The 10,311-nt window shown below is 74.5% G+C and carries 8 protein-coding genes and 1 pseudogene; all 9 read left to right on the forward strand.

All coding sequences use genetic code 11. The annotated features are described in order from the left end of the window. Positions 1–348 precede the first annotated feature (348 nt). Positions 349–873 carry a hypothetical protein gene (locus tag AB0O40_RS36425; RefSeq protein WP_365050311.1) on the forward strand — a complete coding sequence of 175 codons (525 nt, stop codon included), beginning with the start codon at positions 349–351 and terminating at the stop codon, positions 871–873. Positions 874–1,267: 394 nt separating this feature from the next. Further along, complete coding sequence (locus AB0O40_RS36430; RefSeq protein ID WP_365050313.1) at positions 1,268–3,394, forward strand: hypothetical protein; 2,127 nt, start codon at positions 1,268–1,270, stop codon at positions 3,392–3,394. 88 nt (positions 3,395–3,482) lie between these two features. After that, positions 3,483–5,129, forward strand: a complete 1,647-nt coding sequence (pelF, locus tag AB0O40_RS36435) for a GT4 family glycosyltransferase PelF (protein ID WP_365050314.1) — start codon at positions 3,483–3,485, stop codon at positions 5,127–5,129. Continuing rightward, positions 5,126–6,538, forward strand: a complete 1,413-nt coding sequence (locus AB0O40_RS36440; protein WP_365050316.1) for a hypothetical protein — start codon at positions 5,126–5,128, stop codon at positions 6,536–6,538. The genes pelF and AB0O40_RS36440 overlap by 4 nt, the downstream gene beginning before the upstream one ends. Before the next feature lie 84 nt (positions 6,539–6,622). Continuing rightward, complete coding sequence (locus AB0O40_RS36445; RefSeq protein WP_365050318.1) at positions 6,623–7,624, forward strand: GDP-mannose 4,6-dehydratase; 1,002 nt, start codon at positions 6,623–6,625, stop codon at positions 7,622–7,624. Positions 7,625–7,727: 103 nt separating this feature from the next. After that, positions 7,728–8,441 carry a sugar phosphate nucleotidyltransferase gene (locus AB0O40_RS36450; RefSeq protein WP_365050320.1) on the forward strand — a complete coding sequence of 238 codons (714 nt, stop codon included), beginning with the start codon at positions 7,728–7,730 and terminating at the stop codon, positions 8,439–8,441. 7 nt (positions 8,442–8,448) lie between these two features. Beyond that, positions 8,449–9,357 carry an NAD-dependent epimerase/dehydratase gene (locus tag AB0O40_RS36455; protein ID WP_365050322.1) on the forward strand — a complete coding sequence of 303 codons (909 nt, stop codon included), beginning with the start codon at positions 8,449–8,451 and terminating at the stop codon, positions 9,355–9,357. Further along, the gene (locus AB0O40_RS36460; protein WP_365050324.1) at positions 9,354–10,004 is read left to right on the forward strand and encodes a spherulation-specific family 4 protein; all 651 of its coding nucleotides are present in this window, start codon (positions 9,354–9,356) and stop codon (positions 10,002–10,004) included. Before AB0O40_RS36455 ends, AB0O40_RS36460 begins: the two co-directional genes overlap by 4 nt. Before the next feature lie 167 nt (positions 10,005–10,171). After that, a pseudogene (locus AB0O40_RS36465) lies at positions 10,172–10,311 on the forward strand (5,10-methylene tetrahydromethanopterin reductase); the annotation flags it as partial.

A 10,311-nucleotide genomic window follows, 5' to 3' on the forward strand; every position in this document is an offset into this window, starting at 1 on the left:
AGCGCCTCAGTGCCGGCTGTTGTCTTCATAGCAGATTCGTGATTTTGTCCCGGTTGCCACTAGCTGTGCAGCTCCGTGCTACCCGGCCCCGCCGCGCCCGGTCTGTTTTTCCCCGGGAGGGGCGGGTCCGCGCCAAAAGCGCGCGGGCGGCGGCCGAGTGCAGGGGAGTGCGGTGAGTGGGACGGCGGGGGACCGGTACCGTCCGTGTGCTGCATGGGTACGGTGTGTGATCTTTCTTCACGGGTCCCCCGCATGGTCTTCACAGGACATCCACTTTTGGCCGCGGGGCATGCCGGGGGCAAAGTCAGGGGCAGACGGGGCTCGGGAGTGCTGCCTAGCCTCCGCGCCATGCACTCATCTCTGAAGGGCCGCCTCGGCCTCGCCGCCGTCCTCGCTCTCGTCCTCGCCCTGTTCGGCCTCGCGCCGGCCGCGAGCGCCGACCCGAATCCCGCCCCGCTCACCTTCAGCACCAGCAGTGCCACCACGACCCCCGGTGGGACGGTGCAGCTGTCCATGACGCTCACCAACAACAAGACCTACGACATCTGGTTCGTCTACCAGACGATCGACCCCACCTGGCTGACCAACCAGCGCCCCGACCTGAAGTACAGCTTCACCGGCTGCACCCTGGCCACCGCCTCGGGGAGCACGCCGTGTTCCGGCACCGGCCCGGCCAACCTGGGCCCGAACTACGGCTCCACCATCCCGCCCGGCCAGAGCCGCACCGTGACGCTCACCCTCCAGGTCGCCGCCGACTCGGGCTGCAACGGCAACATCGGCTTCTACTCGTACTACTACGCCGAGTTCAGTGACAGCTCGAGCACCAACGCCGGGCCGGTGTACACCCCGGAGACCCGCGTCCTGTGTGCCTGACGCACCCGTCCAGTCACCACGCCCGGATGGCCTGAAAACGCCGTAAGGTCACCCGTCGGTGTAATTTCGACCCTGCGAAGCCGAGCCGGCGGGCCCACGGGCCCGCCGGCGCCCGGCTCTGTGCCGGAGGCGGTGCGCACGCACCCCGTGCCCGCTCCGGCACCGGAATGAACCGTTCGCACGGCGCCAACTACCTTGCAAATGCGCCCAGTTGTGCGCCTGCTCTTTTCCGCCGGTTTTCCCGGCGCCCCCACAGAAGCTACACACAGCCATCACACTGTGACCCGACGGATGCGTCGACGACTGGCTTCTGAGGGGGCGCCGGCGTCACGCAAAGGGGTGCGTCCGCTGTGCGCGGGCCGTATCACCCCTGCCTGGGAGGGGACTTCACCGCATGAAGCGGACCGTACGCACCACCGCACTCACGGTGGGCGCGCTCATCGCTGCTCTGGGCCTGCCGGCCGGGGCGGCCCACGCCGACACGACGCCACGCATCGACCTCAAGGTCCTGGTGGTCAGCGACGGCGGCCCGGCCGTCGACGCCATCGCCGCCGAACTGGACACCACCGGCACGCCGTACACGAAGGTCGACCTGACCCGGGGGGACCGGCCTGTCATCAACGCCGGCTTCCTCGCGGACACCGTCGCCGGCCGGCCGCGCGCCAAGTACCAGGCGGTCGTGCTGCCCAACGACAACCCGTTCAGCGCCGGATCGGCCGAGATGACCGCGCTCGCCTCCTACGAGCAGACGTACGGCATCCCGCAGGTCGACGCCTACACGTGGGCGCGGCCCGCGGTGGGCCTGGAGTACTTCGCCTCCAGCGGCTACGCGGGCAGCCTCGACGGCGCCTCGGCCGCCGCCACCGCGGCCGGCCGCTCCGGCCCGTTCGGCTACCTCGACGGGTCCGTGCCCTTCGAGGACAACTCGCCCTCCGTCGGCGAGAGTTACGCCTACCTCGCGCAGCCCGCACCCGGCGCGGACTTCACCCCGTACGTCGACGCCGCGATACCCGGCACCTCCAGACGCGGCTCGCTGGTGGGCGAGTACCGCCACGACGGACGCCGCGAACTGGTCGTCACCTTCGTCTACAACCGCTACCAGCAGCAGTACCGGCTGCTGGCCCGCGGCATCGTCGACTGGATGACCGGCGGCGTGCACCTGGGCTCCGAGCGCCACTACTTCGCCGTCCACGTCGACGACGTGTTCGCGGCCGACGACCGCTGGGACACCGTCCTCAACTGCACCCCGGGCGACGTGGACTGCGCGAACAACGCGGGCACCCCGAGCCCGATCCGGATGACCGCCGCCGACGCCGACGAGGCCGCCGCCTGGCAGAGCCGCCGCGGCTTCACCCTCGACATGGTCTACAACGGCGCCGGCAGCCTCGACCAGCGCGAGGACAACGACGGCGTCGACGAACTCGCCGACCGGCTGATCGCCCGCCGGGGCGAGTTCCGCTGGGTCAACCACACCTACACGCACGCCTTCCTGGGCTGCGAGCAGGACATCAGCGTCGTCCCGTGGAAGTGCGCGACCACCCCGGGCGGTGCCACCCGCTGGGTCAGCCGGGCCGCCATCGACGACGAGATCGCCCTCAACCGCGTCTGGGGCCAGACCTCCGGACTGCCCCTCCAGAACGACGAGTTGGTCACCGGAGAGCACTCCGGCATGAAGATCCTGCCGCAGCAGCCCCAGGACAACCCGAACCTGGCCCTCTCCCTCGCCGACAACGGGGTCAAGTGGCTGGCCGCGGACAACTCGCGCGACCCCGACCAGCGCGTGATCGGCCCGGCCTCGACCGTCGCCCGCTACCCCGTGAACGTCTTCTTCAACGCCGGCAAGGCCGCCGAAGAGGTCGACGAGTACAACTGGCTCTACACCAGCCGCGCCCAGGGCGGCAGCGGCATCTGCGAGGACCACCCGGACACCACCACCTGCCTGGCGGCGCCGCTGAACACCGCCACCGGCTACGCCGAGAAGATCGTGCCGCAGGAGATCCACACCGCCCTCGGCCACGTCCTCGCCGGGGACCCCAAGCCGCACTTCATCCACCAGTCCAACCTGGCCGAGGAGCGCATCGCCTACCCGGTCCTGGACGGCGTACTCGACCGCTACCAGGCGCTGTTCGCGGACAACACCCCGATGGTCAACCTGCGGATGAAGGACATCGGCGCCGAACTGAGCCGCCGCGCCGCCTGGAACGCGGCCCTGGCCGCCGGCACGGTCACCGCCTACCGCATCGGTGACGCCGTCACCGTCCAGGCGCCCGCGGGCCTCAGCGTGCCGGCCACCGCGCCCGACGGCACCCGGCTCGGCCTCACCGGGTACGGCACCCCGTACGCCGGCCGCGCCATCGGCTGGACCGCCTCGCTCGGCCTGCCGCTGACGTACACGCTGCCCGCCGCCCCGGCCGCGCGCACCGCTCCCGCCACCGGCTCCGCCCCGGTGCCCGCGCCGGCCCCGCGCACCCACGTGCCCGCGGCCCTGCGCGCGCTGCGCAACACCGCTTCTCCGAGCTGACCGGGGCCGGGCGCCCCGCCGCCACGCGGCCGGGGCGCCCGGACCGGAGCCCGCACCCACTTCCCGCATTCCGCCGTGGAGCACATCCATGCACGTTCACCACGGCGCGCGACGCCCCGGCGCGGCGCGCGTCACCCTGCTCACCGAAGGCACCTACCCCCACAGTCACGGTGGCGTCAGCGTCTGGTGCGATCAACTCGTCCAGGGGATGCCCGATCTCGACTTCGACGTCATCGCGGTCACCGGCACCGGCCGCGAACCCCTGGCCTGGGAGCTGCCGGGCCACGTCCTGGACGTCCGCTCGGTCCCCATGTGGGGGCCGCCGCCGGAGGGCCGGGCCCCGCGCGGCCGCGCCCTGCGCCGGCTGTCCGCCGCCTACGAGCGCTTCCTGACGGCCCTGCTCGACCCGTGCGCCGAGGCCGGCTTCCCGCCCGCCCTGTACGAGATGGCGCGGGCGGCCGCCGACGGCGAGCTCAGCGCGTTCCTGCGCGGCGACCGGGCCATCTCGATCCTGGCGGCGGTCTGGAACCGCCCCGGGCTGGCCGTCCGCGAGGCCCGGCCGACCCTGCGCGACGCGCTGACCGCCACCTCCCTGCTCGAACACGCCCTGCGGCCGCTGGCCGCCGAGCCGCCCCGGCACGGCGTCGCCCACGCGGTCAGCGGCGGGGTCGCGGTGCTGCCGGGGCTGGCCGGGCTGGACCGGCACGAGGTCCCGCTGCTGCTCACCGAGCACGGCGTCTACCTGCGCGAGCGCTACCTCGGCTACCGGACCGCCCCGTACCGCTGGCCGGTCAAGGCGGTCATCCTCGGCTTCTTCCGGCTGCTGGCGGAGGAGAGCTACCGGCGGGCCGCGCTGATCACCCCCGGCAACCGCTACAACCGGCTGTGGGAGGAGCAGGGCGGCGCCGATCCCGACGCGATCCGCACCGTGTACAACGGCGTGGACCCGGCCGCCTTCCCGCCCGCCGGGCCCGAACCGGAGGCGCCCACCCTCAGCTGGGCCGGCCGGGTCGACCCGATCAAGGACCTGGAAACCCTGATCCGCGCCTTCGACCTGGTCAGACGTCAGATACCGGAGGCCAGACTCAGACTCTTCGGCGGCACCCCGCGCGGCGGCGAGGCCTACCGCGAGCGGTGCGAGGCGCTGGCCGCCGAGCTCGGCCACGGCGACGCGGTGGTCTTCGAGGGCCGGGTCGACGACATCAAGGACGCCTACGCGGCCGGGAACGTGGTGATGCTCTCCAGCATCAGCGAGGGCTTCCCCTTCACCCTGATCGAGGCCATGTCCTGCGGCCGGGCCACCGTCTCCACCGACGTGGGCGGGGTCCGCGAGGCGGTCGGCGAGGCGGGCCTGGTGGTCCCGCCCCGGGACCCCGAGCCGATGGCCGCCGCGGCCCTGGAGCTGCTGCGCGACCCGGACCGGCGCGCCGCGATGGGCGAGGCGGCCCGGCTGCGGGTGATCGAGCAGTTCACCCTGCGCCAGACCATCGACACCTTCCGCGCCATCTACCTCGACCTGCCCTCCCTGGCCCGCGCCGCCCGCACCCCGCAGGCGCAGCCCGCCGCGGCCACCGCCCGGGACGCCGTACGACCGGCCGCCGGGGCACCCGTACGCCCGGCGGCCGGGCCCGCCGCGCCCGTCCCGGTACCGGTGCCCGCACCGCCCGCGGTCCCCACCGCGGCCGCGGACCAGGACGCCGAGGCCCTGGCCGGCAGCGAAAGCCTCGCCGGATGAGCGGCCCGATCGACCTCGAGCCGCGCGGCGGACAGCAGGACACCCTGGCCCTGCGGCTGGCCGCACCGGTCGCCCGGACCCCGCGGCGCCACCTCGCCGACGCCGCCACGCTGCTGCTGCGGCTGCCCGGGCAGGGGCCCGACGAGGCGGCCGTCAGCGTGCTGGCCGCCGAACTCGCGGACCGGGTGGGACCGGCCGTGCACCCGTACGAGGTGGCCGCCCTGCTGGAGGCGGACGGGCTGTCCGCCGACATGATCCGCAGCCGGTACGGGCATCCGGACATCTTCTCGCTGGCCGCCGCCCTCTACGAGCGGGTGCCCAGGGTCTTCCCGGAGCCGCCCGCCACCGCCGACCCGTGGCGCCCGGACACGGTGCGCTGCCTGCTGCGGGGGGTGCTCTTCGCGCTGCCCGCGCTGGCCTACCTGCTGACCGCCCCGTTGTGGCACCCGGGCCGGGACGCGGCCCCGCTGGTCGTCGGCGGGATCGTCTCCTGGGCCTGGGGGCAGGCGCTGGGACACCGCGCGTACCTGCGGATGGCCACCGGCCCCCGGGAGGCGGCCCGCACCCTGCTGTGCGGGGCGCCGCTGGGTGCCGCGCTGGCCACCGCGGCCGCCGCGGTGCCCGCCGGGGGCGGCCCGCTGACCTGGGCGGCCGCCGCCCAGTCGCTGTACCTGGCGGCGGCCGGGGTGCTGCTGGTGCTGGGCCGCGAGTGGCTGCTGCTGGCCGCGCTGGGCCCGGTCTGCGCCGGGGCGGCCGCGCTGCCCTGGTGGGAGCCGGGGCCCTGGCTGCGGGGCGGACTCCCGGCGCTGGCGCTGCTCGCCGTGCTGGGCGTGGCCGGCTGGGCGCTGCGGGCCGGACTGGCCGCCGAGCCGGCCGGCCAGGGCGGGAAGCCGGCGCTGCTGCGCTCGCTGCCGTACGGGCTGTTCGGCCTGGCGGCGGCGGTGCTGGTGCTGGTCGAGGGGCGCCGGGAGCCGTACGCGGTGGTGGTGCTGACCCTGAGCATGGGGCCCGCCGAGTGGCTGCTGTACCGCTTCCGGGGCCTGGCGCTGGCCGCGCTGGGCCGCAGCGCCACCCCGGCCGGCTTCCTGCTGCGCGCCGCCGGCGTCCTGTCCGGCTGCCTGCTGGCCTACACCCTGCCGCTGGTCCTGGCGGGAGTGCTCACCGGCGCGGGGCCCGCGGCCCTGCCGCTGCTGGCCGCCACCTTGTGGACCGCCCTGCTGCTCCAGGCCTTCGGCGCCGCCTGGCCCCCGGCCGTGCTCTGCCTGACGGCCGCGGCCGGGGCCTCGGCCGCGGACCTGCTCGGCCTGGCGCCCGGCCCGGCCGCCGTGCCGGGGTACTGCGCCGCCGCCGCGCTCGCCCTGGCCGGCTGTGCGCTGCGGCTGCTGGGCCGCCCCGCGCCGCACACCTGACCCACCGTTCCACCCCACCGCTCCGGGCCGGTCCCGGGGCCCGCCCGATCGTGCCGTCCGCACCCCGTCGAAGGGACCACTTCGTTGACCACCTCCCCGCTCGCCGCCGTCACCGGCGCCGAGGGCTTCATCGGCTCGCACCTGACCGAGGCGCTGGTCGCCCGCGGCTTCCGGGTCCGTGCGATGGCCCAGTACAACTCCTTCTCCTCGTACGGCTGGCTGGAGACCCTGGCCCCGGAGGTCCTGGACCAGGTGGAGGTGGTCCTGGGCGACGTCCGCGATCCCGGTTCGGTGCGCGGACTGCTCGACGGGGCCGACTGCGCCTACCACCTGGCCGCGCTGATCGCGATCCCGTACTCCTACCAGGCCCCGCACAGCTACGTGGACACCAATGTGACGGGCACCCTCAACGTCCTGGAGGCGGTCCGCGCGCTCGGCACCCCGCGGCTGGTGCACACCTCCACCAGCGAGACGTACGGCACCGCGCAGACCGTGCCGATCACCGAGGACCACCCGATCAACACCCAGTCCCCGTACGCCGCTTCGAAGGCGGGCGGGGACCGGCTGGCGGACTCCTACCACGCCAGCTTCGAGACGCCGGTGGTCACGCTGCGGCCGTTCAACACCTACGGCCCCCGGCAGTCGATGCGCGCGGTGATCCCGACCGTGATCGGCCAGGTCGCCGCGGGGGAGCGCACCATCACGCTGGGCGACCTGCGGCCCACTCGCGACTTCTGCTTCGCCGCCGACACGGCCGCCGCCTTCCTCGCGGTGGGCACGGCCCCCGCCGAGGCGGTGGTGGGCCGGACCTTCAACGCCGGTACCGGCAGCGAGATCTCGGTCGGCGACCTGGTCGCCCTGATCGGCAAGGTCATGGACACCCCGATCGAGGTCCGGGAGGACGACGCGCGGCTGCGCCCGCCGGCCTCCGAGGTGATGCGGCTGGTCGCGGACGCGAGCCGGCTGACCGCCGCGACCGGCTGGACGCCCGGGCACAGCCTGGAGGAAGGCCTGGCCCGCACCGTCGAGTTCTTCCGCGACCCGGCCAACCTGGCCCGCTACAAGACCGGCATCTACAACATCTGACCCGCCCCACCGGGCGGTTCGCGACCGGTCCCCGCTCTGCGCCGGTCGGATCCACCGCTTGGCACTTCCCCCCACGCCCCTCACCCGACGAAGGAGGAATCCCGTGTACGCAGTGATCCTGGCGGGCGGCAAGGGCGTTCGGCTGCGGCCCTACACCACCGCACTCCCCAAGCCGCTGGTCCCCATCGGCGACCAGCACGCGATCCTGGAGATCGTGCTGCGCCAGCTCTCGGCGGCCGGCTTCACCCGCGCCACCATCGCCATCGGCCACCTGGGCGAGATCATCCGCGCCTACGTCGGCGACGGCTCCCAGTGGGGCATGAGCATCGACTACGCCACCGAGGAGAGCCCGCTGGGCACCATGGGCCCGCTGCTGGGCCTGCGCGAGCGGCTGCCGGAGACCTTCCTGGTGATGAACGGCGACGTGCTGACGGACCTCGACTACGCCGACCTGCTGCGCCGCCACGAGGCCTCGGCCGCGCCGCTGACCATCGCCACCTACCCGCGCAAGGTGCACATCGACTTCGGCGTGCTGACCACCGACGCCAGCAGAGTGGTCGCCTTCACCGAGAAGCCCTCCATGGACTACCGCGTCTCCATGGGCATCTACGGCCTGCGCCGCGACACCCTCGACGGCTACACGGCCGGCCTCCCGCTGGGCTTCGACGAACTGGTCCTGGACCTGCTCGCCGCCCAGAAGCCGCCGCACGCCTACGAGTTCGACGGCTACTGGCTCGACATCGGCCGCCCCGACGACTACGACCGGGCCAACGCCGAGTTCACCAGCCGCAAGTCCCTCCTGCTCAAGGGAGCCTGAACACACCATGCGCATCCTCGTGTTGGGCCGGTCCGGCTACCTCGGCCGGCACGTGGCCGAGCGGCTCGGCGACCTGCCCGGCGTCCGGCTCCTGGACGGCGGCCGCTCGCCGGGTTCCCGGTACCGGATCGACCTGGCCGCCGACCGCCCCGAAGACCTGGCCAAGACCCTGGCCGCGGCCGCCCCCGACGCCGTCGTCAACTGCGCCGGCGCCACCGGCGGGGACCCGGTGACCCTCGCCGAGGTCAACGCCCGGGGCCCGGCCGCCCTCTGCGCGGCGCTGCACGAGGCGGCCCCGACGGCGCGGCTGGTGCACCTCGGCTCGGCCGCCGAGTACGGGCCGGGCACCGCCGGCACCCGGGTGACCGAGACCGCCACCGCGGCCCCGACCACCCCCTACGGCGCCACCAAACTGGCGGGCACCCTCGCCGTCACCGCCTCGGGGCTGGCGGCCGTGGTGCTGCGGGTCGGCAACCCGGTGGGCCCGGGCGCCCCGGCCACCTCGCTGCCCGGCCGGCTGGCCGCGCTGCTGGCCGAGGCCGGCCCGGGCCCCGAAGCGGTGCTCCGCCTCGGGGACCTCTCGGCCCACCGCGACTTCGTCGACGTACGCGACCTCGCGCGCGCCGTCGAGCTCGCGGTGACCGCGCCGGGACCGCTGCCCCCGGTCCTCAACATCGGCGCCGGGCAGGCCGTACCGGTGCGCGAGCTGGTGCACACGCTGGCCGAGCAGGCCGGCTTCCAGGGCCGGATCGAGGAGGACGCCGGCGGCTCGGCCCGCTCCGGGGCCGTGTCCTGGCAGTGCTCCGACGTCTCGGCCGCGGCCCGGGCCCTGGGCTGGCGTCCGGCCGGCACCCTCAAGGGCATGCTCACCGCCCTGTGGCGCACGACCGCCGACGGGGACAGAGCGGCGCCATGAGCCTCCTGGTCCCCCTCTACGTGCACCCGGCAGAGGATCCCGGGGCCTGGCACCGGCTGATCGGGGCCGCGGCCCGCACCTACGCGGTGGTCATCAACCCCGCCGACGGTCCGGGCATGCGGCCCGACCCGGCCTTCACGTCGGCCGCCGCGGCCCTGCGCGCGGCCGGCGCCCGGCTGCTCGGCTACATCGACACCGCCTACGGGGAGCGGGACCGGGCCGAGGCGGCCGACGAGCTCCGCCGCCACCAGCAGTGGTACGGCGTGCACGGCTGTTTCCTGGACCGGGTCCCCCAAGGGCCCGAGGACCTGGGCGGCTGCCGCCGGCTGGTACGTGCGCTGCGCCGGCAGGGCGCGGCGACGGTCGTGCTGAACCCGGGTGTGCATCCGGCGCCCGGCTACCTCCGCATCGCGGACCTGACCGTCACCTTCGAGGGCCACTGGTCGACCTACACCAGCGCCTTCGCCCGCCCCGCCTGGACCTCCCGGCATCCGGCGGATCGTTTCTGTCACCTGGTGTACGGCGTCCCCGAGCCCTTGGTCCCGCTGGCGGTGCACACGGCCGCCACCCGCGGCGCGGCCGTCAGCGGTCCCGTCACCACCGGGCTCCCCAACCCCTGGCGCACCCTGACCCCGGCCCTGGGCTGAGCGGATCCGTCCCCGGGAACGGGGCGAGGTCCCGCCGACGGGGGATGCGGCGGGACCTCGTGCTCCGACGGTACGACGCGGAGCCCGCCGCCGGCCACCGCCTCGCCGAATTGCGCAAGAGCACACATTCATCTGCCGCAGTCCCGGACCTCCGCGCGAGCGGGACCCAGCAGGTCATCGAGCGGACCCTCTCCTTCCGCGAGTACGCCGGTGACTACCAGCGCCAGCTCTTCCTGATGGACCACGCCGGCCTGCCCCTGAAGACCGTCCTGGAACAGCTCGACCTGCTCGGCGAGGAAGTCGTCCC

Source organism: Streptomyces sp. NPDC089919 (assembly GCF_040684615.1).
Lineage (GTDB): Bacteria > Actinomycetota > Actinomycetes > Streptomycetales > Streptomycetaceae > Streptomyces.

Bases quoted from the DNA above. Each gene is read 5' to 3' on its own strand.
- AB0O40_RS36425 (WP_365050311.1), top strand. From the start codon at position 349: ATGCACTCATCTCTGAAGGGCCGCCTCGGCCTCGCCGCCGTCCTCGCT.
- AB0O40_RS36430 (WP_365050313.1), top strand. From the start codon at position 1,268: ATGAAGCGGACCGTACGCACCACCGCACTCACGGTGGGCGCGCTCATC.
- pelF (WP_365050314.1), top strand. From the start codon at position 3,483: ATGCACGTTCACCACGGCGCGCGACGCCCCGGCGCGGCGCGCGTCACC.
- AB0O40_RS36440 (WP_365050316.1), top strand. From the start codon at position 5,126: ATGAGCGGCCCGATCGACCTCGAGCCGCGCGGCGGACAGCAGGACACC.
- AB0O40_RS36455 (WP_365050322.1), top strand. From the start codon at position 8,449: ATGCGCATCCTCGTGTTGGGCCGGTCCGGCTACCTCGGCCGGCACGTG.
- AB0O40_RS36460 (WP_365050324.1), top strand. From the start codon at position 9,354: ATGAGCCTCCTGGTCCCCCTCTACGTGCACCCGGCAGAGGATCCCGGG.